Source organism: Epilithonimonas mollis (assembly GCF_900142325.1).
GTDB lineage: Bacteria > Bacteroidota > Bacteroidia > Flavobacteriales > Weeksellaceae > Epilithonimonas > Epilithonimonas mollis.
Map to the genome: position 1 here is coordinate 300687 of NZ_FRAM01000003.1, position 26086 is coordinate 326772.

Below are 26086 nucleotides of genomic sequence, written 5' to 3' on the forward strand. Positions count from 1 at the left end.
AAAATCAATGCTCATTTTCAGACTACCCGATTCAGATATTTTCCATACATTGGATCATTCCCAGCAAAAACCTGTTTCTTTCGTAAGCTTCGATACCAAAACGGTTTTGGATTTCAAAGGAAATATCAGAGAAATATCAAAACAAGATATTGATAGCCAAAATATTTCACCAAAAAGCAAAAGCCAGCTGATAGAAATAGCGAAAGAAACACCGGAATCCTATGCTCTGAAAATCGCCCAGGCCAAAGAATTCATCGAAAAAAATGAGTTAAAAAAACTGGTGCTTTCCAGACGGAAACTCCTGATGTATCTGGACATCACTTCTGAAAAGAAATTATCTTTAACAAAGAGTTTCCTGAAATTCTGTGACAGTTATCCTTCTGCTTTCTGTTATCTCTTTGAGAAAAATGGAGAGATCTGGATGGGCGGGTTTTCAGAAGTTTTAGGCAAATTTGATAAAAGAAATAATTCTTTCGAAACAATGAGTCTTGCAGGAACGCTTCCTCTCGCTGAGAGCTGGACTGATAAAGAAATCGAGGAACAAAAGGCTGTGACAGATTATATACAGTCTATTCTCAGAAAATTTTCTTCCAATCTGAAAGTTTCCTCTACAAAAGATTTGATTTCTGGAAATATCAAACACCTAAAAACTGATTTTTCTGCAGAGATCAGCCCGGAAAGCCTTGACAAAATAATATCCGAACTGCACCCTACACCAGCTGTATGTGGATTTCCAAAAGAACTTTGTGCACAGGGAATTAAAAGCATAGAACACTTTAACCGTGAATTTTACGCCGGTTACATTAAAGTCGAAACCGAAGATTTCATCTACTATTTCGTAAATCTAAGATGTGCCAGTTTTTTCAAAAATTATGCATTTCTTTTTGTTGGCGGCGGGATTACTTTGAAAAGTGATTCCGAAAAGGAATGGCAGGAAACCGAACTCAAATCTATGGCTGTTCAGAATAATCTGGTTTTCGAATGATATCGGATAATAAAAAAGATGACCATTCTAAGTCATCTTTTTTTATTTTAATTTTAAATCTAATTTAATCCGACCTGGATCTTAAAAGAAGAATTAATTTTTATTTTCATTTGATCCGCTTTATTTTCCGGTCCTTTAACTTCCAGATATATCGATGCCTGGGTTGACTTTAAGTAACTCATTATTTCAACATTCGGATCCGGAGTGAAACTGAGTGCGGTTTCACTTGTATTATTCGTCACATTAGCAATGACCTGATCAACCTGCCCAGGTGCAGCAATCCATAATTTTGCATCACTTACTGCTTTCAAAGTAATACCTCCGACAGAAGATACTTGGCTAATACTGAAGCTTGTCAATTTTGCGGACTTAACGGTTAAGTTACCCTGAAACCTATCTTTAATCTCTTTATCCAGGTCCAAATTCAGTGGAATATTTGGAGATTTAACATAGTCCGTAGAAACAACAAACGGAATATCAGAATCAATATTTACAGGAATATCAAACGGAACCGGAATGGTAATATCATTGATAATGTCCTCAACTTTGCTGCAGCTATTAGCGACACTAATGCCTGTCAGTAAGGAAGAAGCCAGAATTGTATTTGTTATTAACTTTTTCATATTCTTTTATTTCTTTTTTTACATTCAAATATATGCCAAAAAATTAATGAGAGATATTTTTAACGTCAGCTTCTGAATGTTTGTGCTTGAAAAATATTGCAAAAAGAATAGAAATCACCAAGGCATAAGCTGCAAAATAAAGCCAGATGTGTGGCCAGTTTTTGACCATCACAACATTAGACAAAGTTCCATCCGGATTGACTACAGCATTAAAAGAATTCTTCAAAATTCCTATAAATGTAGAATCCGAAGGCGTAGTTTCCAGATATGATGATAATTCGGCGGCTGTGGTAAACTTAAGCGTGAAGAATCTGTCAATGGCCCAACCGGCAATGTAACTTCCCAAAACGGCTCCAAAACCATTAGTCATCATCATAAATAATCCTTGTGCAGAAGATCTTATTTTTTTATCGGTGGTTGTTTCTACGAAAAGTGAACCGGAAATATTGAAAAAGTCAAAAGCCATTCCGTAAACTATACATGATAATATAATCATCCAAAGACCATTCACAGGATCACCATAAGCAAACAGTCCAAATCGCAGAACCCAGGCCAGCATACTGATAAGCATTACTTTTTTGATCCCGAACTTTCTTAAAAAGAAAGGAATAGCCAAAATAAACAATGTCTCGGAAATCTGAGAAATAGACATGATTATGGTAGATTTTTCCACTACAATTGAGTTTGCATATTTAGGAAAATGAGCAAACTCGCTCAGGAAGACATCGCCATAGGCATTGGTCAACTGCAAGGCTGCGCCCAAAAGCATCGAAAATAAAAAGAACAATGCCATTTTGTAATTCGCAAATAATTTGAAAGCATTGAGCCCCAACTGTTCTGTTAACGGAGCATCTTTGTCTATTAGCTTTTGTGGCGGACATTTGGGAAGCGTCAGCGCATAGATTCCCAGAAGGATTGCAACACCACCGGCAATATAAAATTGTCCTTCTGTGGCTTTATTTCCTGTAAGATTAGTGATCCACATCGCGACAATGAAGCCTACTGTTCCCCATACCCTGATTGGCGGGAAGTCTTTTACAACATCCAGATGGCTGTTTTTCAGAATTGTGTAAGAAATGGAATTGGTCAGTGCGATTGTCGGCATGTAAAAACACATCGCCAGCAGCATGATGTAGAAAAAAGAATTCGGTGTCTGTGTATGTGGCAATACGAAAAGAACCACGCCGTAAAGAATCTGTAAAACTGAATAGATCCGCTCTGCATTCACCCAACGGTCTGCAATAATCCCTGTGATAGTCGGCATAAAGATGGAAGCAATACCCATTGTTCCGAAAACAGCTCCGAACTGAGTTCCGTCCCAGTGTTTTGTTCCAAACCAGAAGTTAGCCATTGTGATTAGCCAAGCTCCCCAAACAAAAAACTGAAGAAAGCTGAGTATTGTTAATCGTAATTTTAGATTCATGTGTTTAAAATGATATAATTCGTTTTTATTCTATTTTTTTGTTCCTGCGTTTGATTTCCTCCTGTAATCTGAGAGCAGTGTCGTAATCCTCTTCCTTGACGGCATCACTAAGTAATAGATTCAGCTCTTCCAACGAGACGTCTGACAAATCATTGACATCAGAAACAGACTGATCTGCATTCTCAGTTTCCGTTTTTGGATTCTCATCAAGTTCCAGTAAAATCCCGGCTTCATTCAGCACCTCAGAAGTTGTGAATATCGGCGCATCAAATCGGACAGCCATTGCCACCGCATCAGATGTTCTTGCATCCAGAATAAGTTCATCTTCGGATAACGGATTTTTGAAATTTATATTTGAAAAGAACACACCGTCCTTGATCTGATAGATAATAACCGATTCCAGGTTATAACCTGTATTTTTTACGAACTGTGCGAACAGATCATGGGTTAGAGGTCGCGGCGGATTGATATCTTTTTCTAATCCTAATGAAATGGATTGCGCTTCAAAATTCCCAATAACAACAGGCAGTTTGACCGATGTTTCTTCATGTTCCAGTAACAGCGCATAAGCTCCTGACTGAGTCTGGCTGTATGAGATCCCTCTGATGATTAATTTTTTATAATCCATTTAGCAAATATAAAATTTTTTGTTAATTTTCATTTAGGATTTGTAGATTTTTACGCTGTTTCCGTTATAAAATCATTATATTTTTTAATTCTCGAAGCCAAAACTTCATCAGCTGGATTTTATAAAATAAAAAAACCTGAGTTTAAGGCTCAGGTTTTATATATTTTGAAAATATAATTAAGCTTTCAGAGCTTTTATTTTTTCTGTCAATGCAGGGATAATCTGGAAAGCATCACCCACAACTCCATAGTCCGCAGATTTGAAGAAAGGTGCTTCTGCATCATTGTTGATCACAACAATTGTCTTGGAACTGTTTACACCAGCCAAATGCTGAATTGCACCGGAAATCCCGACAGCAATATAAAGATTAGGAGAAATCGCTTTTCCTGTCTGTCCAACGTGTTCTGTGTGAGGCCTCCAGCCAATGTCGGAAACCGGTTTGGAACAAGCTGTTGCTGCACCAAGAACGCTGGCCAGGTCTTCTATCATTCCCCAGTTTTCAGGACCTTTCATTCCTCTGCCCGCAGAAACAACAATTTCCGCTTCTTTAAGATCAAGTTTTCCTGATGATTGTTCGTGGTTGATCACTTTTGTATCTTCGTTTGCAATGCTCAGTTCTTTGACTTCTTCTGAACCCGAAGCTGGATTTTCTTTGACTCCGAATGCATTTTGCGAAACGGTAACAATGACACCGGCCGCATCAGCTTTTGCATGCATAAATCCTTTCCCGGAAAACGCTCTTCTCTTTACCTGGAAAGGTGAAGTACTCTCGGGAACATCAATCGCATTGGTGATTAAAGAATAATTTTTCTGGATTGCCAACATTGGTGCTACAGAAGATGCATCTGTTGTATGAGGAAAAATGATAATGTTTCCGTCTGCAATCTGGTTAACTGCTTCTGCATAAGCCTTAGCACTGAAGTTTTTAAGACCTTCATCTTTTACGTTAACTACTTTATCCGCTCCATATTTGTAAAGTAATTCTGATGAATCCGTAGGATTGACAGAGATTGCGGTCACCGAATCTCCAGTTTTTGCTGCAATAGCTTTTGCATAAGAAACTGCCTCAAATGCTGCTTTTTTGTAAACTCCGTTTATATTTTCTGCATATACGAATACTGCCATTTTGTTTGATTTTAAAGGTTAAGAATTAAATTACTTTCGCTTCTTCGTGAAGTAATCTTACTAACTCGTCAAGATTGTCAGCAGAAACCAATTTCACAGCAGCTCTTGGAGCAACACTATCAAAAGAAACCGCTTCCACTTTCACTTCAGTATTCGAAGGTTCAACAACACTAAGAGGTTTTGTTCTGGCAGACATAATACCTCTCATATTCGGAATGATCAAATCTTTCTCATCAACCAAACCTTTTTGTCCTGCAACTACCGCCGGCAGCTTTACTGCAATTGTTTCCTTACCACCTTCGATTTCTCTGACGGCAGTTACTTCTGAACCGCTAACGTCCAGTCCGACAGCAGCATTTACAAAAGCATAGTTCAATAACTGCGCTACCATCCCAGGAACAGCTCCGCCATTATAATCGATGGACTCTTTTCCTGTAAGAATCAGGTCATAGCCACCATCCTGTGCTACTTTTGCAATTTCTTTGGCTACAGAAAAACTGTCTTTTGCTTCTGTATTTACTCTTTTAGCATCATTTGCTCCGATTGCCAAAGCTTTTCTAATAACAGCTTCAGTTCCTGCATCTCCTACATTGACAACCGTTACAGTTGCGCCTTGAGATTCCTGTAATTTTATTGCTTTTGTCAACGCAAATTCGTCCAAAGGATTTATAACCCACTGAATGCCGTTTTTATCAAAAGCAGATTTGTCCGCTGTGAAATTAATTTTACTTGTAGTATCCGGAACACTACTGATACAAACTAATATTTTCATCTGTTAAATATATTTTTAATTTAATATTCTGACAGCAAGTCGTCTTTAAAAACGGATTTCAAAATATCCAGACTCACTGTGTGGCTAATTTATATAAAAAATACTATGCATGCATAATTTATTGCTATTTTATAAATAACATTACAAAACTCTTTATACAAAGGATTTCAAAGAAGAATTCCCAAATAAATCCTTACCAGAAACATTACAAAATGATTTTAATCATTCACAATTTTCCGTCTTCAAAAAGCTGATTTCTCAAAACTAATTATTTCTTGACCTGACTTGGCCTGATTTCGATTTTGCTTGGCAACATTCTCGGGTTCATATTCAGCATATCAAGAATGAGATTTCCGATATCTTCCGGCTGGATTTTCCAGTCATCTTTATGCGAAGGAATATTACCATTAAAATGAGTAGCAACTGAACCCGGCATTATCGTAGAAACTTTGATATTGTATTTTCTAAGGTCAATCATTGCAGCCTGTGTGAAACCAACAACACCAAATTTGGAAGCGTTATAACCAGCACCGTTCTCAAAAAAATTAGTTCCGGCAAGACTGGCTATCGTGATGTAATAACCTTCAGTTTTTTTGAGTTCGTCAACAGAACTTTTTAAAGTATAAAAACAGCCGGTCAAATTGGTTTCTATCATAGCATTCCAATCTTCAATACTCAGTTCATCAACCGGACCAAATACCCCCAAACCTGCGTTGGCAATAACAACATCGATTTTTCCGAATTTTTCCGAAATTTTACGGACAGCATGTTGTTCATCTTCATATTTTCTGACATCAGAACTTACTCCGAAAACACTTTCCGAAATCCTGGCAAGCTCTTCGACTGCTTTGTCGACATCTTCCTGCTTTCTTCCGCTGATGGCAACTTTGTGACCATTTTTCAGTAGTACTTCTGCAACTCCGAAACCGATTCCTTTGGTTCCTCCGGTGATGTATATAACTTTTGACATAATTTTTTTTAGTACTAAAATAAAAAAAACGCTCTGGATCAGAGCGTTTTTTTTATGATTTTAAGAGATGTTATTACTTCTTTATGAATTTTTTAGTTTCAGTTCCGTTTTCAGTTTCAACATTAATTATGTAAGTTCCCTTAGTAAGGTTTCTTACATCAATTTGGTTGTCAGCAGATTTTTTAGAAGCTACAGATTTGCCAGAAACATCAATAACGTTTACGCTGATTACTCTTGAAGTAGATTTGATGTTTATATAATCTGCAGTAGGGTTTGGATAGACTGTAACATTCGCAGTTTTTTCAATCTGACCAACAGTTACCACTCCCAGAGTTGCTGCGTTTACAGCGTCTGCAACATAGTTATCAACCGCACTTGTTGTTGTAGCTGTATTACCTGTATTATAATTACTAAGAACATTAAACTGACTTCCATCAAGATTTTTTGTTACAGTTGCTCCGGCTATGGCAAGTGTAGTAGTTACTCCATCTATTGTATAAGTAATTACACCATTCACCTTATCGTAAGTGAAACCAACTTTAACCCATGTATTTGCAGGATATGTTACCGCACTAATTCCCGTGATATTATAAAAAGCTGGCGTACCATTAACTGTAAGGTTAGCCATTCCTTGAAAAAGTTTTGTAGCTGTGTTGTATTTCAAACCTACAAGTCCTGTAGTAGAGTTGGTTACGTTAACACCAGGCAAGTTAGTTCCTGTAGAAGTTCCCGTATAAAAATCAAAAGTAACTCTTAGGATGTCATTCCCGGTAGTTCTTGCTGCCCAAGCTGTGCCAAAACCTAATTTTACGGCTTGCCTGTTAGAAGCTGCAGTCGCTGTAGCACCACCCGTCAACTGAAAAGATTTATCGTGTGTGGCATCTATATTTACGATTTGATAATCAGGTGCAGTTCCACCACTGAGATACATACCACCTTGTCCGGGCGCACCAAATGCAAAATTGGATCCGACATCGCCTAATGTATAGGAATTGTAATTATCTGATTCGATAACCTGTGCAGATAAAAAAGTTGTTGAAAGTGCTATTGCACTTAATAGATAGATTTTCTTCATAATATATATTTAAAATTTATAAAGCACGAAATTATCAAAAAAATTAGACTATTTATCTTTTTTGCACTAAATTATTAAAAAAAATATTTATTTCGAATAAAATTCGAAGAAATAAGGAATACTTTCTATTCCTTTATAATAGTTGTACAAACCATAATGTTCGTTTGGCGAATGGATTGCGTCCGAATCGAGACCAAATCCCATTAAAACAGATTTTGCGCCCAGCACTTTTTCAAACAAGGAAGTGATTGGGATACTTCCACCACTTCTATATGGCAGGACTTCTTTTCCAAATGCTTTTTCCATCGCTTTTTTAGCCGCTAAAAATTCTTTTGTATCACTTTCCAGCACATAAGGCATTCCACCATGATGTGGCGTTACTTTGACTTTCACACTTTTTGGTGCGATCTTTTCAAAATATTTTGTGAATTTTTCTGTGATTTCTTCCGGCGTCTGATTTGGGACAAGCCTCATTGATATCTTCGCAAAAGCTTTGGAAGCGATAACCGTTTTTGCACCTTCTCCAGTGTATCCGCCCCAGATTCCGTTGACATCCAACGTAGGTCTGATAGAAGCTCTTTCCAGTGTGGTGTAACCTTCTTCTCCCTGGATATCATTCAGCGCGATTGATTTCTTATACGCTTCGGGATCATCTTTCAATTTGTTCATTTCTTTCCGGTCTTCATCGGAAACAATAAGGACGTTGTCATAAAATCCATCGATGGTGATGTGTCCTTTGTCATCAATCAAATCACCAATCATCTTTGAAAGAACATTGATGGGATTCGGGACTGCACCGCCATAAAGCCCGGAATGCAGATCGCGGTTCGGACCTTCCACCTCTACTTCTACATAGCTCAGACCGCGCAAACCTGTCGTGACTGTCGGCTGCTCATTAGAATAGATATGTGTATCAGAGATCAGAATCACATCACAACTCAGTTTCACTTTATTTTCTTCCAGGAAATCTGCCAGACTTGCCGAACCTACTTCCTCTTCCCCTTCAATCAGAAATTTGACATTACAAGGCAGCAAATCGGTTTTCATCATGGCTTCAAAAGCTTTCACATGCATGAAGAACTGGCCTTTGTCATCCGCAGATCCTCTTGCGAAGATGGCACCTTCCGGATGAAGTTCTGTTACTTTCACCACCGGTTCGAAAGGATCACTTGTCCATAATTCTAACGGATCCGCCGGCTGAACGTCATAATGTCCGTAAACCAAAACTGTCGGTAAACCATTATCAATTATTTTCTCTCCAAAAACGATTGGATATCCTTTCGTTTCAAGGATCTCTACATTGTCTGCGCCAGCAGTTTTAAGATGTCTCGCTACCTCATCGGCGCATTTCAGAACTTCTGATTTATAAGCAGGATCTGCACTGATGGACGCAATTCTAAGTATATCGAATAATTCGTCCAGAAAACGTTGTTTATTTTCCTGGATATATGACTGTGTATTCATTTTTAATATTTAATGATAAATGATTGATAATAGTTTAAAACTTTCAGAAGATTTGATCTTTAAAAGTAAGGTTCGTAAAAGTAAAAAATGTCCTGCAAACGCAAGACATTTTTTGTTATAATATTTTTATAAAATCTTATTAATGCTGGGTTTTCGGCTCTTCTGCTACAGCTGGCTTCGCTTCCGGCTTCACGGCTTTTGCAGAATCCATCACGACATGCTGAGCAGCTTTTGCCGTATCTGCAGCAGGTTTGTAAGTTCCGTGTGGCGCATTCTGATCATCATATCGTACAACATCACCTTCTTTTTTCAAACGGCCTTTGTTCCCGCCAACAGGCACGTCACAAGAAATTACAAGAATAGCAGAAGCTAACAATATCACTGATTTTTTCATGTATTTAAATTTGATGGGTCAAAAGTAGTAAAATTGAGATTTTCTACAAAATGTTTTTATTAATTATTAATGGGAGTTGGTAATTTGAAAGCTAATCTTCAATTTTGCGAAGCGCGCCCCGACTTGAACGGAGCTCTTTTTCTGTCATTGCGAGTGCCAAAATTTCTTTTGATCGCTTCGCGCCATTCGCAATGGCAGAAAAAAGCGGGAGTGGAAGGCGGATAAAGGCGCCCAAATTAATGATTTGAGAAAACTGAGAGTTTGAGGGGAAAATAAAAAACCTGACTCGGATGAATCAGGTTTATAAATTTTATTTTTTTCTTTCGAGAACTTCGTCTACCATCCCGAATTCTTTGGCTTCGGTTGATGTCATCCAGTAATCTCTGTCAGAGGCTTTTTCTACCCATTCGTACGTCTGTCCGGAATGATTTGAAATGATATCATAAAGCTCTTTTTTCAGCTTCAGCATCTCTCTCAGATTGATTTCCATATCAGAAGCTACACCCTGTGCACCACCGGAAGGCTGGTGGATCATCACTCGAGAGTGTTTCAAAGCAGAACGTTTACCTTTTTCTCCCGCAACCAAAAGTACGGCTCCCATAGAAGCGGCAATCCCTGTACAGATGGTTGCCACATCCGGCTTGATGATCTGCATGGTATCATAAATCCCTAATCCTGCATAAACGCTTCCTCCTGGAGAATTGATGTAAATCTGGATATCTTTCGCAGAATCTGAACTTTCCAAGAATAATAATTGTGCTGTAATAATGTTCGCAACCTGGTCATCGATGCCTGTTCCTAAGAAAATGATTCTGTCCATCATCAATCTTGAAAAAACGTCCATCTGTGCAACATTCATTCTTCTTTCCTCCATGATGTAAGGTGTAAGATTGGTCGGGTTGAACATACCCATATATTGATCGGTTACCAGACCATTGTTTCCCATATGTTTTACTGAGAAATCTCTGAATTCTTTTTTAATGTCCATATTAAGATGTGTCTAATTTTCTTTTTTATTTGACTAATATCGTTCCAAACAAATGTAAGGACATTATGGCAGAAAAGGAAAATTATTATTCGAAAAATAGTTAGATGCTAGTTATTTCACTCCATTTTTAGTTAAGACTTTGGTATTTGTGAAACTTTGCTCCTGCATTTTTTACAGTTTTATACATGTTCCACATCAGTTCTTCCTCTTTGGAGCCTGGGAACTTCTTAGTCCAGTATTCTTTTTCTTCATATACATAATCCATAATATTCATCCCATCAATATCATCTGCCAAATCCAATGGATAGTGATAAACCTGGATTGCTCTTCGTAAAAAATCCAAATTACCTGTTGCAACAGCGACTTTTAACAGAGAAATTTGTTCTTTTCTTGTCCGTAGGGTATTACAGATCATACAACTCATGCATTTGGTAACATATGCATTGATTTTCTTGATGTATAACTCTTCACTGTCCTTACTATAATCTGCTTTTGCGAGTCTTGCCAATTCTTCTTCATATTCATAAGTATAAGGCGATTCTTCATCTTCTACAGTAGAATTGACTTCCAACGTCCTGCAGAGTTTAGCATATCCTAAAAGTTTTTTTTCACAGGTATAATCAGGAATTGCATTTTCCTGAGCGTACAGATCACAAAATCCACTTATTAAAAACAGTATTGAAATTATTATTCTCATTTTTCGATCCCTGATAAATATAATATTAACCTATTGATGTATGACCGGTAAATTTATAATGTTTTCCTCCTAATCGTTTTATCAGAATATAAAATTCTTTGAGTTTCTTTTCTTTCTAACTTCCAGGGAATGTCATTGGGTAATATTATAATCTATTCCTTATTTGTTCTCTCCGTCAGTCTACATATAAATCCGCATTCACACTTTTGATTTAAAAACTTCATTGTTTTGAGTACATTATCATGTAATTCCGGATAAGCTTGTTTGACACCTACGACAGAGCGATAGCTTTCGGCATAAACCTTATCTTTATCGTGTGAATATTTATGAAATATTTCTTTACGTTCACTTCGAAAACAATTATCGTTGCCGGCAATTTCATTTGCATCCATATAAATTGTTTCGGTTACCGTTCCTACTTTTTCAGATTCGCCCCAATCAAAACCTGATTCGTAATAGTCACAGACGAACACTACTTTGCAACTATTTATCAACTGCACTCGCGGGCTGACGAAGTGTGAGTCCGCAGTGTAAGCATATTTTCTGAATGTTGACTCAAGCCAATTTATAGCTTCCTTTTCATTCCCTGCTTTCCAACTAAGCGTCTCGTTGTTCTTACAATAGGTGCTTAGCTTATCCATATGCATCAATACCTCATCGAAATAAGCATCTTTTATTTGCAAAAGATCCACGAAGTAATGTTCAAGGATACCATTCTTTCTCATTAAAGCTCCGTCTATATCATTATATGTGAACGATTTTCTGTCTTTTGTACTGCCTACATCTATATCTCGCGTAGCATAGGTAACCACATAATTATTGTTTTTGTTATCATTATAAGCTACTACTATATCACAATCATTTACAGACCTAATCTCCAGATCTTTATAAAACTCCGGGTTAAGTTTCAACACATTTGGAAGATTTTCCTTTAGCCATTTGCTGCTTTCTTCTCTGGTTTGGGCAATGCCATTTTTGGCAAAAAGGACGAGTAGCAGTAACGTCGTTATTTTTAATATTTTCATAGTTTGTACAATTTATTTTATGCCTTTGAAAACTTAATTGATCGGTTATATATAATTTTATAAGTGATTCACATTTTTTAATAAAGCCATCTCTATAAATATCTATTTCCTATTATAAATCTTTGTTTCTTAATTTCTGAATTACCTTCAAAAGTGATTCACGATTTTTTGATTCATGATAAAATCTGGGCAATTTTTCCAACAATGTAAAATGCGTTCTGTCTTTATGCTCCCGCAACGTTGCCGAAATATACTTCTCCAGATATTCCAGATGAGCTATATTATAAGCCCAGAAAACTTCATTTTTGAAAGGTGTTGTCAGCCAAAGTTCTGCATCAAAATAAGCGTTTGCCGACATTTGCCAATTACCCTTATGCCCAAATACAGAAACCTCCGTTGGCATTTGTTTGTTATAACCACAATTATCACAAAGCAAACGAGCCAGCTTAACTGTATGATCAACTTTTGCAGAAGCTCTGCTCTCACATCTAGGACAAACAACCAGAACTTCTTTTTGAAATTCTGAAATAGTTTTGTTATCGTCTTGGAATCGGTTTTGGGACATTTATTGTTGATATTTAGCGGAATTTACCATCCTGGTATGATAATAAATTTTGTTTATCAGAATCGGGATATTTTTGTTCAAATATAAAATTTCTGTACGATTTTCAGATCTATCTTTCAAATCCGACCTGTATAATACCATAGACTGAAGAATAAAATTAATCGCTGTCCGCAACTCAGTTTCTTCTTCCCGAATTTTGACAATAGCCCGGATATTTCTGTCAAATATCGTCTTGTATTTTGTTGCTGTACGAATAAGACTATCTAATTTTTCGGTTTTTTTCTGATTATTAATTTTTGAGTTGACCGTTGTACGAATGTTCTGCAAGTAATCCTTTACCAGAAAAAGACTGTCTATATTTTTGGATGCCTGAGAATACAAAGGGACAGAAACCAGCAGAAAGATAAAAAACAGATTTTTCATTATTTGGTAATGAATTGTGCGGTATTCAAATAAAAAGCATCACTCACAATATCATCTTTTCCATCATTATCCTGATCATGCCTTGACACTACGGAATAAATAACCTGGATGGATGCTTCCTTCCCCAATGCATATTGCGTTACAGGAAAACCATTGCGATCCCAGTAATTGGTAGCTTTGAATCCTTGTCCATAACGCAATTCAGAAAGTTCCCTATAAAAATCATCGCTGTAGCTATATATTTTGACTTGCATGATGCATCTTGTTTGTTCCGTTTCCTTTTCAAAAGTGAGCACGGATACCTCTCTCAAACCACCTTCATTATCGTATGAATTCATGATAAAACGCGAGTAATTCTCATCAATCTTTTCTTCCTCATATTTGATCTTCTCTAATTTAAAAAAAGAGGCTATATCGTCTTTTTTGCCACCCAGATATTCTTGTGAGAAGGAGTTAGAAAAATACAAAAAGAAAATAATGAAAAATAATTTGCCGTATTTTTTTTCCATAATATTATTTTTAGTCGTACCACTGTAATTTATTAACCTCGAAACCTGCTTTTTTGAAAGCCTTCACGAGATTATCACCAATATATTCGTTATCCGGAAAACGGATGTGAGTGAAGAACAAGTCATAATCAGAAATGCCGGTTTCCTGTTTCCCGTTTTTGTAGAGGTAGGTTCTGGTCACTTTTACCTTTCTTCCGATTGGTTCCAAAATGACGTTGATATCTTTGCTGATATATTTTATCTCCTTCAGAGGAATCTCCTGCTTTTCTATGATAAAACCATCTTCATTAGGATTCTCTCTTTTGATTTCCACACTCAGGATCTTATTTTCATCAATAGAAAAATCTTTCATCAAAATAATTGTATCACCTTCAAACAAAGGATGTTTGGTCTGCTTCCTGAGTTCAGATTTCAGTTCAGAATTGAGTATTCTGACAATTTCTTTTTCCTGGGAGAAAGCAAAAACCGATTGCAAAAGAACAAAAAACAGGATAGTTTTCATATCATATTCATCAAAGCATTGTCTTGAATCCCAAAAAAGTGTCTAATTCCCGTTAAAGTCATTTTCACAATTATCATCTGTTCCAACTTTTTAAGGATTACAGGATTGGTGTTGTTTTCTTTGTTACAGGATTGTATTCTTCTGTAAATTGATCTTGCCCTTTCTTCTTTAAAAGAAAAATTTTGTCGTCTTCCTTATAACGAATATGTTGTATATCTGGATTATCAAAAACGCAGTTTCCATGAATATCAACTAAATCATTCCAGCTATTTTCGACCGACATATTCTGAAATTCTATGATAAAAAATCCTGTTACCTGAAATCCCTTGTTTTCTGAATATCCTTTGTTATCAGCAAATCCCCCGAAAAATGAAGTGTATTGAAATTTTGATTTTATCTCAAAATTATCTTTCAGAATGATTTCAGTATCGTCTTTAAATTTTGTAAGAATAATTTTACCTGTATTTTTTATTACAGGAAAGACAATACTCCAATATGACCTTTCTTTTTCTGAACAATACCCGACAATCAATTTCTCTCTCTCTCCCAGAGTTTTAGCAATATCAATAATTTTTTGGTCATCAGCAGATAACTTAACAACTGTGGTTTTTTCTACTTTAGACTTCGGCGCAACTAAAATTGCTTCTTCGTTTTTTGCTTTTGAGGGAGTTTTAACAGTTGTATTCTTTTGTGGCACAGCATTTTTTTTCTGATTTGCTAATTCCTCAGCTTTTCTTTTCGCTTCTTTTTCTTTCTGTTTTTTGTCGCCACAAACTTTGCAGTAGCAATCTACGCAGGAAACTGAATTTTTCGTTTTACTTGTTTCTTTCAGATAAGCATCATGCAAGATGCAGTTGGGCGCCGACCTAGTGTGGCTTTGCGCCTTGACAGTGACACAAAACATTGAAATGAACAGGATTACAACCAAAAGGAATCTGTTCTTTTTGACATTATTTTTCATAATTAATATATTTTTAAAAATCAAAATGTATCTGTATTCAGTCTTGGTTGATCCAGATCAAAACTCAAAAGTATTATTTCATCTCCCAAATAGAACAAGCTAAGGTAATGATCAGTCCTGAATTTCCCTTTAACCGATTTGTAAAGTGGCTCGTCCAAAGAGGTACGAATTCCCGTATTTTCATAAGCTCCATTGTCAAAACCTGTCATAAAGCTAGTCCAAAATCGCTTTCCCTGGTAATTTTTGGGATCGTTAACAGTAATGCTTTCACAAATCATTTTATTGTTTCTTTTAGAAAAATAATAGACCTCATTGGTCTGATCAACATACGCATCATATTGGCTGAATGCTGTAATTGATAATCTTTCATTATCAAATTTTTCTATTCTATGCTCTATTTTGTTGGATTCTAATTCTTTCAAAACTGACTCATAAGTTCTTCCTAAAAAGGCTTGCCCATAAATAGTGGTAGAAAAATGAAGTAAGCGAAAAATAACATAGTTTTCATAAAATTGTTTTTTGGCTATATTATGATTGATATTTATAAGTTATCTATCAAATCTAAAAAAAGCCTGCCGACAAATTCAAACAGGCTCTTATATAAAATTAGTTATTAGTCATTTGTCATTGTTTCAAAAATCTGAAAACTTCTTTTCTATCGTTTTCAATTATTTCCATAAGATATAAACCGATTGATAGATCTCTGACATCTATAGTTGCGTTTTCCGATCTGTTTTTTATATTTTTTATGACTTTCCCACTGTTATCATATATCAAAAGCTGAGCATTTTTTGACAATACTCCAGAGATGTTAATAAAATCTTTCGTCGGATTCGGATACAAAACATTTGCTTTATTAGATCCTATTTCAAATGTATTGAGGACGGCACAACCAATATTGACAGGGGATTTTATATAATTTGTTACAGTACCGCTACCTACCTGGTTATAATTATTGAATCCCCAACCCATCAGAATCCCCCCCTGAATTCCGAAAACATGTCTTGTACCTGTAAAAATCGTTTTCCAATTATCTTCAAATCCTACTTTTGTAGGCTTTGTATAGAACCCAAGATTATTACCATTACCTTGTTCGGAATAAGTATTGGATCCCCATGACCATCTCGTACCATCACTTTTTATTGCATGGCTACTTGCTGCACCTGCAAAAATATCTTTCCAATCAGATTCGGAAGAAATTTTTTCTGGCAATACAACATCGGCATAAGTAACAGTATCGTTTCCAACTTCTCCAGAGTAGTTGCTTCCCCAGCCCCATATTGTCCCATCATTCTTTAGTGCAAGCGTGTGATTGCTCTTTGCAACAATTTTTTTCCAGTCAGATGAAGTTCCGATTTTTGTTGGAATATTTTGATTGATTTTGTTCCCGATGCCCAATTGTCCATATAAATTGTAACCCCAAGACCATATGGTTCCGTCGGATTTCATTGCTAGCGCATGCTGATAACCAGCAATCACATACACCCAATTATTGTCGGAGCCTATCTTTTTCGGGATTAAAGATTCTGTATTGCTACCATTGCCCAATTGTCCCTGAGAGTTATTTCCCCAAGACCACAATGTTCCGTCATTTTTAATCGCTAACGTAAAATCATAACCCGCCTCTACCAATTTCCAGTCCGTTGATGTTCCAATTTTTACAGGACTGCTTCTAGAAGTCTGAGTTCCGTCACCCAAAACGCCCTTGTAATTGTCTCCCCAACCCCAAAGTGTACCGTCTGTTTTGATAGCCAAATTAAATAATTCGCCTGAAGTGATTTGAGACCAGCTATTGTCATTCCCTATTTTAATTGGCAGAGACTGATTATTGCTCGTACCATCCCCCAACTGATAAGAGTAATTTTGTCCCCAGGCCCACAATGTCCCGTCAGATTTTATTCCGATGGTGTGAACACCACCACCTTCGATTAATTTGAAGCATTGCGAGTGTACCAATGATCCAGTCATCATGCAACCGAGGTTGAATAACGAGATAAAAAATAGTTTTGTTTTCATAATTAGTTATTTTATAAAATTATCACCTTCTATCTTTGTCAAAATTATATCGATAAAATATAAAAGAACTCACTACAATTAGCGATTTTTTATTATTTTTAAAGCAGCAATAAAATCATTTTATTATGAAATTGATAAAGTTTGATGAAATGAAAAAGACTTGGTTTGAGATTTCAAAATCAAGTGATGGCAATGTTGACCCTACTTTTGAGTTGGAAGTTCATAAAAAACTTCTGAATATCTTTCAAGTTGGTGATTACTATTATTATATTTTTAACATTCCTAAGCTGGAGATGGAATACATAAGTGACAGTACTGCCGAAATACTTAAATTAAAAGATAAAAACATGTTCTCTGTACAGTATATTTTCGAGAATATGCATCCCGATGATACGAGAAGCTTTTTGCTAAACGAAAGAAAGGTAACGGAATTTTTCTCAAAACTGACACCGGAAAAAGTTCTGAAATACAAAGTGAGTTACGACTACCGAATAAAAAAAGCGGACGGAACCTACATCTGGGTTTTGATGCAGACAACCACATTACAAACTGACGAAAATGGTGCTGTAATAAGAGTCATGGGTGTTCAGACAGACATTTCCCATCTTAAAACGAGCAATCAGATTTCCGGGCTTTCCTTCATAGGTCTGGATGGAGAGCCGTCTTATTACAATGTAGATGTAGAAGATCCATTTCTACTGCCATCACAGGAACTTTTTACCGGGCGGGAAAAGGAAATTATGAAATTGATTATCGAAGGTTTTACCACACAGGAAATAGCTGTAAAACTTTCTAGATCTGTCCATACCATCAACACACATCGCAAAAATATTTTTCAAAAAACAGAGTCAAAAACTATTGCTGATTTGGTTGCAAATTGTCTTAAAAATAATTGGATCTGATTATAAAATCCGAAAAAGAGATTCGTCCAATCTGTTCTTGAGTTGGGTGAGAAGGATAATTTTCTGGTAAATCTCCATTTTTTCTTCTGTCTGATCCAGAGTATTCTTAAGGTCAGTAATCAATTTTACAACATATTCTCTTTTGTGTCTCAGAACAATGTCAGAAACCAGTTTCGGAACAACATCCTCTTCTGTGCTGAAATAGATATTATACTTATTCCAGTTGCTGGTCTGGTAATTTTCTATCAATGCATTCGCTAATTTGCCGGAAACTTCTTCATCCATAAAATCAAAGAAAAAATTGCCTGAGCGCAATTCATTTTTAAGAATTCCTTCTTTAATTTCAGAAATAATTTTTTTGTTGATATCCAGTTGGATTTCGCAATCATCTTCATCCAGGTGACTGAGAATCTCTTCGATAACTGTTATTTTGTAATCTTTGCCCTCGGCATCTTTCCTGTCCAGAACAAAATCACCATATTTCAGCATCAGATCCACCAGCTTTTCTTCCTGCACCAAAAGCGGATTGACAGAGAAGCCGGTTTCATGGACGATTTCTAATTTAGTAGTCGCTTTTTTCTCTTCAAATTTCGGTTTTGATTCTTGCTGATGGGCAACATTTGTCTGGATCTGAAGTTCATTGAACAAACTCTGCTCACTCAATCCGAATTTATTAGAAACTTCTTTCAGATAAACCTCACGCTTCAAAGCATTCTGAACGAACGCAACCGATTTTACAATATCACGAATGGATTCTGCTTTTCTAATCGGGTCATTTCCGGCATCTCTGAGTAAAATCTCTGCTTTGAAATCAATAAAATCCTTCGCCTCTTTATCAATGAAATTCTCGACAAATTCCTGCGGATGTTTTCTCGCAAAAGAATCCGGATCATCACCATCCGGAAAGAGAAGCACACGGATGTTCATCCCTTCGGACAGTAACATATCGATGCTTCGGAAGCTTGCTTTGATCCCTGCATTATCGCCATCAAAAAGGATTGTTACATTTTCCGTTAATCTTTTGATGAGTTTGATCTGCTCAGTCGTTAAAGAAGTTCCGGAACTCGCCACAACATTTTCAATCCCCGACTGATGAAGGGAAACCACATCCATATAACCTTCTACCAAAAGGCAGAGATTCTTTCTGGAAATAGCTTGTTTACCTTGATTCAGGCCGTAAAGAACATTGGATTTATGATAGATTTCGGTTTCTGGAGAGTTGAGATATTTTGCAGTTTTGACATTATTCTTGAGAATCCTGGCTCCAAAACCCAAAACCCGGCCCGAGAAACTGTGAATCGGAAATACAACTCTGTCCCGGAATCTGTCAATCCCTGAAGGCGAATTTTCCGGAAAAATAGAAAGACCTGATTTTTCTAAAATATCTTTCGAATAAGCCTTTTCTAAAGAAAATTCAGTAAAAGCATTTTTCTTTTCAGGCGAATATCCAAGCTGGAACTTCTTGATAATATCATCCCGGAGTTCTCTCTCTTTGAAATAAGAAAGCCCGATCATCTTGCCTTCCTCCGATTCCCAAAGCTGCTCCTGAAAATAATCATTAGCAACCTCGTGGATCTTGTACAGCAGATCGCGCTCGGTCTGGGTTTGCTTTTCTTCTTCAGAATATTCGCGGACATTTTCTTCCACTTCTATCCCGTACTTCTTCGCAGCATGGCGAAGTGCTTCAGGATAAGTAAAATTCTCGATTTCCATCAGGAATGAAATAGCAGTCCCGCCTTTCCCCGTAGAGAAATCCTTCCATATCTGCTTACTTGGAGAAACAACAAAACTCGGCGATTTTTCCTCGTGAAAAGGGCTCAGACCTTTGAAGTTGGAGCCGGCTCTTTTCAGCTGAACATATTCGCCGACAATCTCTTCCACACGTATCGTAGAAAATATTTTGTCTATGGTTTCCTTTGTAATCAAGCCTGTATAAAATTTTCAAAAAAAATTTAATTTGTAAAGTTAACACAAGTTGATTAATTATTGTTAAAAACATTTAATAATTGAATTCCCAAAAGCCTATTTTTGCAAAAAAATAAGAGATGCAATTTACAATTCATCAGCCTGAAGAATGGAAAAATGTTGTGAACCAAATCATTCCAAATCTCCAGCACAATATCCTTCTTCTCCGGGGAAATCTTGGAGCCGGCAAAACCACGTTTTCCCAATTTTTACTGAAAGAATTGGGAAGTGACGATGAGATATCTTCTCCCACATACTCTATAGTGAATGAATATAATACACCAAAAGGAAAAGTATTTCATTTTGACCTTTACCGGCTAAAATCTGTGGACGAAGCTTATGATTTCGGGATCGAAGAATATCTGGACAATGCTTTCCTGTCGATTATCGAATGGCCGGAAATCTACAAGGATGAACTGGAAAGCTATGATTTTCATGAAATGACCATCACAAATACAGAATCCGGAAGAGAAATCGAATTTAATTAAAGCTTTCTCCAAATTGTTTTTATCTTTGTCAGATATTTTTGATTAATGTTTTGATTTTATGAGCAGCACATCAACCATATTCACGCCTTTTTCCGAAGAAGAACTTATTCCTAAAGAAGAGAAGCTGGAAGTTGTAAAAAAAGGAAAAACCTTCAGCATTGGTGTTCCGAAAGAAACCTGCCTGAGCGAAAAAAGAACGTGTCTCATCCCTGATGCTGTTCAGATCCTGGTCGATAACGGCCACAAAGTGATTATAGAAAGTGGAGCCGGTGAAGGTTCTCATTTTTCTGACATTCTGTATTCCGAAGCCGGCGCAGAGATAACAAATGACCCGAAAGTTGCCTTTTCTCAGGATCTGGTTCTGAAAATCAATCCGCCAACGGAAGACGAAATCGAATACCTGAGACCGATGACCTATTTGATCTCCGCACTCCAAATCAACCTCAGAGATAAAGATTACTTCATAAAACTTGCGGGAAAAAAGGTCAATGCAATTGCTTTTGAATTTATCCTGGATGAGTATAAGCAGCTTTCGCTTGTAAGATTGATTGGCGAGATCGCAGGAAGTGTCTCGATTCTCTATGCATCGGAATTACTGGCCATGTCAAACGGATTGATGCTTGGCGGGATCACAGGTGTCCGTCCTACGGAAGTTGTGATTTTAGGCGCAGGAATTGTGGGCGAATTTGCAACAAAAGCGGCAATCGGGCTTGGCGCGAGTGTCAAAGTTTTTGATAATTCGCTTTCAAAACTAAGGAGACTCCATACGCTGGTAGACAGCCGCGTCCCGACATCAATTATCGACCCGAAAGAACTTACAAAATCTCTCAGAAGAGCAGACGTCGTTATCGGTGCTTTGCCAAGACTGAATCTCCCTCCAATCGTTACCGAAGATATGGTGATGAAAATGAAAAAAGGAAGTGTCATCATCGATATAACAATAGACAACGGAAAAGTCATAGAAACATCAGAACTCACATCTACGGAAAAACCGTTTATTATCAAACATGATGTCATCCATTGCGGACTTCCCAACCTGACTTCAAAAATGCCGAGAACGACTACCAAAGCCATCAGCAACTTTTTCCTGAGCTACCTTTTAGGCTACGACGAAGAAGGTGGGTTTGAAAACATGCTGGTCCACAAAAGCGAGATCAAACAGTCCCTTTATATGTACAAAGGAAGACACACGAAACTGATGATCTGCAATAAGTTTGACTTACCTTATCACGACATCAATCTTCTGATTTTTTAAAATCAAATAATGCTCAAAAAACTAAAATTTTACCTGATCGGACTTGTTCCGGGATTACTGATTGTATTTTTTATCCTGAATCAAAAAGGGACAAGCTGTTCCTATTTTCCAAACGACAGAGTGATTGCAGAAACGCTGACAAAAGATTTTTCTTATTCTGAAAAATTTAAAAAGGAAATGAAAACCGGACAAATCTCCGAAAAACAGCTGAAAAACAATATTATACCTAACGGGAAAATTGATTTTGACAGGAGCAACGCCCAAAAACAACCTTGCCCCGAATATATTCTGATCTATCCAAAAAGCAATCCGGATTACGAAATCCATTATTCCAAATGCAAGGAAAAAGCGGAGTTTATTAGCTTGAAAAAATTGAAATAATCATGAACGGCAAAAATCTCCTTCTACCCGATTATCTTTTATTTGGTGGGATTTTTGTCATATTTCTGCTGATCGTTTTAAGCTTTTTTCTTTTCGGAAGATACAGATCGGTTATTACAAAAAACAAGATTCTTGAAGATAATTACAAAACGATTGAAAAGAAACTTGATAACGTGCGGCTGGAACATATCGAGACCAAACTCAATCAGCATCTTTTCAAAAACATCCTGAACTCGGTTCAGTCGCATGCTTATCAGACGTACATTTCATTAGATAAACTGGCTAGTATACTCGATTATATTCTATATGAAAGCAGCAACAGATTCGTAACGCCGAAAGAGGAATTGGATTTCGCACTGAATCTTGTGGAAATCAATAAAATCAAAATCAATCCGTTATTCGATTTCAGGATTAAAACCAGAATCAATAATCAAGACCCCATCTATCAGGAGAAAGTTTTCGCTCCGTTGATTTCTGTCGATCTGATCGAAAATGCTTTTAAACATACCGATTTTCTGGCTCAGGATTCCTTTATATCTGTAATGATCACACTGGATAGCGGAAAATTCGAGATGAAAGTTTCCAATAAAGTTTCAGAGAAAACACCATTACAAAAGGAGCACAGCGGATTCGGAAGCCAGTCGTTTGACCAAAGACTGAAGCTGATTTACAACAGTCATTATAAGCTTACAAAGAGTAGCGCGAATGGCAATTTCGTGGCGCATCTAACCATCAATCTTTCAGAATTCTATGATAAAATGCGTTATTCTGGATGATGAATTGCTGGCTATCAGCTATCTGAAACTCCTCTGCGAGCAGATCGAAGGCATAGAAGTGGTGAAAGCCTTTAACAATCCCAAGACTTTTTTACAGGAAGTTGAAAATACAGATTGTGACGTCTGCATACTTGATATCGAAATGCCCGGAATGAACGGACTTCAGGTAGCAGAATTAATCCCGGGAAAAAAAATAATTTTCACAACAGCTTATAAGGAATATGCAGCGGAAGCCTTCGACCTGGATGTCGTAGACTATGTCCGGAAGCCTATCCGGAAGGAGCGTTTGGCCCAGGCTTTTGATAAAATCAGGAATATAATTCCGGAGAAAAAAGATTTTATAGAATGGCATACGAATCTTGGCAAAACCATCATCTTTACAAGTCAGATCATTTACATAAAAGCTTCTGGTATAGACAGCAGAGACAAGGAAGCAATGCTGGATGACAACACCAGAATTATTCTGAAAAACCTCAGTTTCAAACAATTACTGGACATGCTTCCTGAAAAAAACTTTGCTCAGATCAATAAAAAAGAAATGATAAATATTCAGCATGTTAAAGTCTTTTCTTCAGCTGAGATTATTATGGATCTTGCATCATCTGAAGGCAATCCTGTAAAACTGTTTGTCAGCGACGTTTTCAGAGTGCATATTTCCGAGAGACTGACCAGATAATTTCAGTACAAAATTCGGTCATTTCATTACATTTATCAATTCAGGATACATTTTGTAACCAAAAAACTTCCCACATTTACATTCTGAAATCAATAAAATATAAATTGATGACTATGAAAAAGTACAGGAATATTATCTTTTATGTACTCACCATCGCCTTTTTCTCCTGCTTAATGTATTGGTTTTTCATCGAAGGAAAAACGTTGGAAACCGGCGAAAAAATCATGCCCGGCAAAGCTGAAGATGCCACAATGTGGGACACCTTCTCAGCATCGTTCCTGGAAAATCTCCATCATCCCCTGGCGCTTCTTTTAGCTCAGGTTGTTACAATAATCCTTGTGGCCAAACTGTTTGGCTGGATCTGCGTCAAGCTAAAACAACCGTCCGTCATTGGTGAAATGATCGCCGGTATCGTTCTCGGTCCATCACTTGTAGGATTATATTTTCCGGAGTTTTCCGCCTTTATGTTTCCTAAAGAATCACTTCCGAACCTCCAGTTCCTGAGTCAGATCGGACTGATTCTTTTTATGTACATCGTCGGGATGGAGCTGGATCTTAGCGTTCTCAGAAAAAAAGCGCACGATGCTGTGGTGATCAGCCATGCCAGTATCATTTTTCCATTTGCCCTGGGCGTCGGACTTTCTTACTTCATTTATAAGGAGTTTGCACCGGACGGCATCCAGTTCAGTTCCTTTGCTTTGTTCATCGCCATTGCGATGAGCATTACCGCTTTTCCTGTTCTGGCGAGGATCGTTCAGGAACGGAATCTTCATAAGACCAAAATCGGGACTATCGTGATCACCTGTGCAGCCGCGGATGACATCACAGCATGGTGCATCCTTGCAGCCGTGATTGCTGTTGTAAAAGCAGGATCGTTTTCGGGTTCGATATTCGTTATCCTGATGGCGATCGTGTATGTTTTCCTGATGATAAAACTGGTGAAACCCTTCCTGACACGCATCGCCGAGTCCCAGAAAGGAAAGGGCTTTATCAACAAAGCCCTGGTGGCAGTTTTCTTTTTAATATTGATTATTTCGTCCTATTTAACAGAAGTTATAGGGATTCATGCACTTTTCGGCGCATTCATGGCTGGTGCGATAATGCCTGAAAATATAAAGTTCAGAAACCTTTTTATTGAGAAGGTGGAAGATATTGCATTGGTTCTGCTGCTTCCTTTATTCTTTGTCTTCACAGGGCTGAGGACGCAAATCGGATTGCTGAATGATCCTTATCTCTGGAAAATCGGTGGGCTAATAATCCTGACAGCAGTTATCGGAAAATTTGTCGGGAGTGCCTTGACAGCAAGGTTTCTGAAACTGAGCTGGAAGGACAGCCTCACCATCGGTGCACTGATGAATACGAGAGGTCTGACGGAGCTTATCGTCCTGAATATTGGCTATGACCTGGGCGTTCTCGGTCCCGAATTATTTGCGATGCTGGTGATAATGGCTTTGTTCACAACCTTTATGACGGGGCCTTGTCTCGATATGATCAATTACTTCTTCCGAGGCAAAAAATCAAGCTTGGAGGAAGAAGAAAATGATGAGAAATACAAGGTTCTCCTGTCCTTCGAAACGCCAGAATCCGGAAGTACATTACTGAAGCTGGCAGACAATTTTACTAATAAGATGAACGGAAACAAAAGTGTAACAGCAATGAACATTGCACCTGTGGATGAGCTGCACACTTTTGATATAGAAGATTACGAAAAAGAACTGTTTGAAGCCGTGATCGACACGTCCCGGGAACTGAAGCTGGAAGTCACCACCCTCTTCAAAGCCTCTACCGATATAGAAAATGATCTCATAAGCATCACCAACAAAGGCAACTATGACCTGCTGCTGATTATGCTTGGAAAATCGATCTATGAAGGGACTTTGCTCGGTAAACTGCTTGGCTTCACTACCAAGATCATCAATCCGGAAAAGCTGCTGAATACCGTAAAGGGCAAATCCTATATCTTCAACACCTCCCCTTTCGATGATTTTACCTTAAGCATCCTGGACAGAACCAAAACACCTGTCGGTATCATGATGGATAAAAACTTCGAAAGTGCCGACAGGATCTTCATCCCTATTTTTGACCTGAACGACTTTTACCTGGTTGAATATGCCAAACGGCTGATCAATAACCACGATTCCCAGGTCATCATCCTGGATGCAGCCGGACAGATCCGGAAAAACACAGAAATCCGCGAACTGATAAGAAACATAGAACATATCGCCCCGAATCACATCACGCTCTATAATGAAAGAACCATTGAAAAAGACTTCCTTCTATCCCAGGATCTTATGTTGATCAGCAGCAAAAGCTGGAAAAACCTGATTGACACCAAAAGCCTGTGGTTATCGGATATTCCATCGACTTTAATTGTCTCTAATCCGTAGGTATAAAAGATATACGGACAGGACATTTTTCAAATAATGAATATTGAGCAGAAAATATCCTTATTTCTAAAACATAAAAACCAATATGACAGAATTAAAAAAATAATTTCT

The 26086-nt window shown here is 37.4% G+C and carries 28 protein-coding genes; 8 read left to right on the forward strand and 20 right to left on the reverse strand.

From position 1 onward, the window contains the following. Positions 1 to 7 precede the first annotated feature (7 nt). Positions 8 to 985: a chorismate-binding protein gene (locus BUA97_RS13615; RefSeq protein ID WP_072999162.1), complete on the forward strand. Its 978-nt coding sequence runs from the start codon at positions 8 to 10 to the stop codon at positions 983 to 985. Between the two features lie 59 nt (positions 986 to 1044). Here the strand turns inward: BUA97_RS13615 and BUA97_RS13620 are convergent, their stop codons facing one another. The 19 genes from BUA97_RS13620 to BUA97_RS13710 all read right to left on the reverse strand — a co-directional run bounded on the left by BUA97_RS13620 (position 1045) and on the right by BUA97_RS13710 (position 17145). Then, a complete protein-coding gene (locus BUA97_RS13620) occupies positions 1045 to 1608 on the reverse strand; it encodes a hypothetical protein (RefSeq protein ID WP_072999165.1) in 564 nt (187 codons plus the stop codon). Positions 1609 to 1651: 43 nt separating this feature from the next. Next, positions 1652 to 3031, reverse strand: a complete 1380-nt coding sequence (locus BUA97_RS13625; RefSeq protein ID WP_072999167.1) for a nucleoside permease — start codon at positions 3029 to 3031, stop codon at positions 1652 to 1654. A 25-nt stretch (positions 3032 to 3056) separates the two neighbouring features. Next, entirely contained in the window at positions 3057 to 3659 is a 603-nt protein-coding gene (locus BUA97_RS13630) for a bifunctional nuclease family protein (protein ID WP_072999170.1), read from the reverse strand. Between the two features lie 177 nt (positions 3660 to 3836). Beyond that, on the reverse strand, positions 3837 to 4784 hold the full coding sequence (locus tag BUA97_RS13635) for an electron transfer flavoprotein subunit alpha/FixB family protein (protein ID WP_072999173.1): 948 nt from the start codon (positions 4782 to 4784) through the stop codon (positions 3837 to 3839). 25 nt (positions 4785 to 4809) lie between these two features. Then, a complete protein-coding gene (locus BUA97_RS13640) occupies positions 4810 to 5556 on the reverse strand; it encodes an electron transfer flavoprotein subunit beta/FixA family protein (protein ID WP_072999176.1) in 747 nt (248 codons plus the stop codon). Positions 5557 to 5824: 268 nt separating this feature from the next. After that, the gene (locus BUA97_RS13645) at positions 5825 to 6526 is read right to left on the reverse strand and encodes an SDR family oxidoreductase (protein WP_072999179.1); all 702 of its coding nucleotides are present in this window, start codon (positions 6524 to 6526) and stop codon (positions 5825 to 5827) included. A gap of 73 nt (positions 6527 to 6599) precedes the next feature. Further along, a complete protein-coding gene (locus BUA97_RS13650) occupies positions 6600 to 7601 on the reverse strand; it encodes a T9SS type A sorting domain-containing protein (protein WP_072999181.1) in 1002 nt (333 codons plus the stop codon). Between the two features lie 87 nt (positions 7602 to 7688). Next, positions 7689 to 9065 carry a dipeptidase gene (locus BUA97_RS13655; protein WP_072999183.1) on the reverse strand — a complete coding sequence of 459 codons (1377 nt, stop codon included), beginning with the start codon at positions 9063 to 9065 and terminating at the stop codon, positions 7689 to 7691. A gap of 139 nt (positions 9066 to 9204) precedes the next feature. Further along, on the reverse strand, positions 9205 to 9459 hold the full coding sequence (locus BUA97_RS13660) for a hypothetical protein (RefSeq protein WP_072999186.1): 255 nt from the start codon (positions 9457 to 9459) through the stop codon (positions 9205 to 9207). Between the two features lie 310 nt (positions 9460 to 9769). Next, the gene (gene clpP, locus BUA97_RS13665) at positions 9770 to 10447 is read right to left on the reverse strand and encodes an ATP-dependent Clp endopeptidase proteolytic subunit ClpP (RefSeq protein ID WP_027382678.1); all 678 of its coding nucleotides are present in this window, start codon (positions 10445 to 10447) and stop codon (positions 9770 to 9772) included. A 127-nt stretch (positions 10448 to 10574) separates the two neighbouring features. Then, the gene (locus BUA97_RS13670) at positions 10575 to 11144 is read right to left on the reverse strand and encodes a hypothetical protein (RefSeq protein WP_072999189.1); all 570 of its coding nucleotides are present in this window, start codon (positions 11142 to 11144) and stop codon (positions 10575 to 10577) included. A 152-nt stretch (positions 11145 to 11296) separates the two neighbouring features. After that, the gene (locus tag BUA97_RS13675) at positions 11297 to 12169 is read right to left on the reverse strand and encodes a hypothetical protein (RefSeq protein ID WP_072999191.1); all 873 of its coding nucleotides are present in this window, start codon (positions 12167 to 12169) and stop codon (positions 11297 to 11299) included. 112 nt (positions 12170 to 12281) lie between these two features. Next, a complete protein-coding gene (locus tag BUA97_RS13680) occupies positions 12282 to 12734 on the reverse strand; it encodes a hypothetical protein (RefSeq protein WP_072999194.1) in 453 nt (150 codons plus the stop codon). After that, positions 12735 to 13157 carry a hypothetical protein gene (locus BUA97_RS13685; protein WP_072999196.1) on the reverse strand — a complete coding sequence of 141 codons (423 nt, stop codon included), beginning with the start codon at positions 13155 to 13157 and terminating at the stop codon, positions 12735 to 12737. Then, the gene (locus tag BUA97_RS13690) at positions 13157 to 13666 is read right to left on the reverse strand and encodes a hypothetical protein (protein WP_072999198.1); all 510 of its coding nucleotides are present in this window, start codon (positions 13664 to 13666) and stop codon (positions 13157 to 13159) included. Before BUA97_RS13690 ends, BUA97_RS13685 begins: the two co-directional genes overlap by 1 nt. Before the next feature lie 10 nt (positions 13667 to 13676). Next, complete coding sequence (locus BUA97_RS13695; RefSeq protein ID WP_072999200.1) at positions 13677 to 14168, reverse strand: hypothetical protein; 492 nt, start codon at positions 14166 to 14168, stop codon at positions 13677 to 13679. A 97-nt stretch (positions 14169 to 14265) separates the two neighbouring features. Beyond that, the gene (locus BUA97_RS13700; RefSeq protein ID WP_072999202.1) at positions 14266 to 15129 is read right to left on the reverse strand and encodes a hypothetical protein; all 864 of its coding nucleotides are present in this window, start codon (positions 15127 to 15129) and stop codon (positions 14266 to 14268) included. Positions 15130 to 15149: 20 nt separating this feature from the next. Then, positions 15150 to 15551 carry a hypothetical protein gene (locus tag BUA97_RS13705; protein WP_072999205.1) on the reverse strand — a complete coding sequence of 134 codons (402 nt, stop codon included), beginning with the start codon at positions 15549 to 15551 and terminating at the stop codon, positions 15150 to 15152. Positions 15552 to 15753: 202 nt separating this feature from the next. After that, a complete protein-coding gene (locus BUA97_RS13710; RefSeq protein ID WP_084081340.1) occupies positions 15754 to 17145 on the reverse strand; it encodes an RCC1 domain-containing protein in 1392 nt (463 codons plus the stop codon). A gap of 125 nt (positions 17146 to 17270) precedes the next feature. On the opposite strand from BUA97_RS13710, the gene BUA97_RS13715 reads away from it, so the two are divergent. After that, entirely contained in the window at positions 17271 to 18047 is a 777-nt protein-coding gene (locus BUA97_RS13715; RefSeq protein WP_084081341.1) for a VPA1269 family protein, read from the forward strand. Here the strand turns inward: BUA97_RS13715 and dnaG are convergent, their stop codons facing one another. Then, positions 18048 to 19973, reverse strand: coding sequence for a DNA primase (dnaG, locus tag BUA97_RS13720; protein ID WP_072999209.1), 1926 nt, complete (start codon positions 19971 to 19973; stop codon positions 18048 to 18050). Positions 19974 to 20092: 119 nt separating this feature from the next. Between dnaG and tsaE the strand changes: the two genes are divergently transcribed. The 6 genes from tsaE (at position 20093) to BUA97_RS13750 (ending at position 25975) form a co-directional block, all read left to right on the forward strand. Beyond that, positions 20093 to 20500 carry a tRNA (adenosine(37)-N6)-threonylcarbamoyltransferase complex ATPase subunit type 1 TsaE gene (gene tsaE / locus BUA97_RS13725; RefSeq protein WP_072999212.1) on the forward strand — a complete coding sequence of 136 codons (408 nt, stop codon included), beginning with the start codon at positions 20093 to 20095 and terminating at the stop codon, positions 20498 to 20500. 58 nt (positions 20501 to 20558) lie between these two features. Further along, a complete protein-coding gene (locus BUA97_RS13730; RefSeq protein WP_072999214.1) occupies positions 20559 to 21755 on the forward strand; it encodes an alanine dehydrogenase in 1197 nt (398 codons plus the stop codon). A 9-nt stretch (positions 21756 to 21764) separates the two neighbouring features. Next, positions 21765 to 22136 carry a DUF4258 domain-containing protein gene (locus BUA97_RS13735; RefSeq protein ID WP_072999216.1) on the forward strand — a complete coding sequence of 124 codons (372 nt, stop codon included), beginning with the start codon at positions 21765 to 21767 and terminating at the stop codon, positions 22134 to 22136. Between the two features lie 2 nt (positions 22137 to 22138). Next, a complete protein-coding gene (locus BUA97_RS13740) occupies positions 22139 to 22912 on the forward strand; it encodes a histidine kinase (protein WP_072999219.1) in 774 nt (257 codons plus the stop codon). Then, positions 22887 to 23588 (forward strand): LytR/AlgR family response regulator transcription factor, encoded by a 702-nt coding sequence (locus BUA97_RS13745; protein ID WP_072999221.1) that lies wholly within the window; start codon positions 22887 to 22889, stop codon positions 23586 to 23588. The genes BUA97_RS13740 and BUA97_RS13745 overlap by 26 nt, the downstream gene beginning before the upstream one ends. Positions 23589 to 23701: 113 nt before the next feature. Then, on the forward strand, positions 23702 to 25975 hold the full coding sequence (locus BUA97_RS13750) for a cation:proton antiporter (RefSeq protein WP_072999223.1): 2274 nt from the start codon (positions 23702 to 23704) through the stop codon (positions 25973 to 25975). The last annotated feature ends 111 nt before the right edge of the window (positions 25976 to 26086 follow it).

Bases quoted from the DNA above. Each gene is read 5' to 3' on its own strand.
- BUA97_RS13615 (WP_072999162.1), top strand. From the start codon at position 8: ATGCTCATTTTCAGACTACCCGATTCAGATATTTTCCATACATTGGAT.
- BUA97_RS13620 (WP_072999165.1), bottom strand. From the start codon at position 1,608: ATGAAAAAGTTAATAACAAATACAATTCTGGCTTCTTCCTTACTGACA.
- BUA97_RS13625 (WP_072999167.1), bottom strand. From the start codon at position 3,031: ATGAATCTAAAATTACGATTAACAATACTCAGCTTTCTTCAGTTTTTT.
- BUA97_RS13630 (WP_072999170.1), bottom strand. From the start codon at position 3,659: ATGGATTATAAAAAATTAATCATCAGAGGGATCTCATACAGCCAGACT.
- BUA97_RS13635 (WP_072999173.1), bottom strand. From the start codon at position 4,784: ATGGCAGTATTCGTATATGCAGAAAATATAAACGGAGTTTACAAAAAA.
- BUA97_RS13640 (WP_072999176.1), bottom strand. From the start codon at position 5,556: ATGAAAATATTAGTTTGTATCAGTAGTGTTCCGGATACTACAAGTAAA.
- BUA97_RS13645 (WP_072999179.1), bottom strand. From the start codon at position 6,526: ATGTCAAAAGTTATATACATCACCGGAGGAACCAAAGGAATCGGTTTC.
- BUA97_RS13650 (WP_072999181.1), bottom strand. From the start codon at position 7,601: ATGAAGAAAATCTATCTATTAAGTGCAATAGCACTTTCAACAACTTTT.
- BUA97_RS13655 (WP_072999183.1), bottom strand. From the start codon at position 9,065: ATGAATACACAGTCATATATCCAGGAAAATAAACAACGTTTTCTGGAC.
- BUA97_RS13660 (WP_072999186.1), bottom strand. From the start codon at position 9,459: ATGAAAAAATCAGTGATATTGTTAGCTTCTGCTATTCTTGTAATTTCT.
- clpP (WP_027382678.1), bottom strand. From the start codon at position 10,447: ATGGACATTAAAAAAGAATTCAGAGATTTCTCAGTAAAACATATGGGA.
- BUA97_RS13670 (WP_072999189.1), bottom strand. From the start codon at position 11,144: ATGAGAATAATAATTTCAATACTGTTTTTAATAAGTGGATTTTGTGAT.
- BUA97_RS13675 (WP_072999191.1), bottom strand. From the start codon at position 12,169: ATGAAAATATTAAAAATAACGACGTTACTGCTACTCGTCCTTTTTGCC.
- BUA97_RS13680 (WP_072999194.1), bottom strand. From the start codon at position 12,734: ATGTCCCAAAACCGATTCCAAGACGATAACAAAACTATTTCAGAATTT.
- BUA97_RS13685 (WP_072999196.1), bottom strand. From the start codon at position 13,157: ATGAAAAATCTGTTTTTTATCTTTCTGCTGGTTTCTGTCCCTTTGTAT.
- BUA97_RS13690 (WP_072999198.1), bottom strand. From the start codon at position 13,666: ATGGAAAAAAAATACGGCAAATTATTTTTCATTATTTTCTTTTTGTAT.
- BUA97_RS13695 (WP_072999200.1), bottom strand. From the start codon at position 14,168: ATGAAAACTATCCTGTTTTTTGTTCTTTTGCAATCGGTTTTTGCTTTC.
- BUA97_RS13700 (WP_072999202.1), bottom strand. From the start codon at position 15,129: ATGAAAAATAATGTCAAAAAGAACAGATTCCTTTTGGTTGTAATCCTG.
- BUA97_RS13710 (WP_084081340.1), bottom strand. From the start codon at position 17,145: ATGAAAACAAAACTATTTTTTATCTCGTTATTCAACCTCGGTTGCATG.
- BUA97_RS13715 (WP_084081341.1), top strand. From the start codon at position 17,271: ATGAAATTGATAAAGTTTGATGAAATGAAAAAGACTTGGTTTGAGATT.
- tsaE (WP_072999212.1), top strand. From the start codon at position 20,093: ATGCAATTTACAATTCATCAGCCTGAAGAATGGAAAAATGTTGTGAAC.
- BUA97_RS13730 (WP_072999214.1), top strand. From the start codon at position 20,559: ATGAGCAGCACATCAACCATATTCACGCCTTTTTCCGAAGAAGAACTT.
- BUA97_RS13735 (WP_072999216.1), top strand. From the start codon at position 21,765: ATGCTCAAAAAACTAAAATTTTACCTGATCGGACTTGTTCCGGGATTA.
- BUA97_RS13740 (WP_072999219.1), top strand. From the start codon at position 22,139: ATGAACGGCAAAAATCTCCTTCTACCCGATTATCTTTTATTTGGTGGG.
- BUA97_RS13745 (WP_072999221.1), top strand. From the start codon at position 22,887: ATGATAAAATGCGTTATTCTGGATGATGAATTGCTGGCTATCAGCTAT.
- BUA97_RS13750 (WP_072999223.1), top strand. From the start codon at position 23,702: ATGAAAAAGTACAGGAATATTATCTTTTATGTACTCACCATCGCCTTT.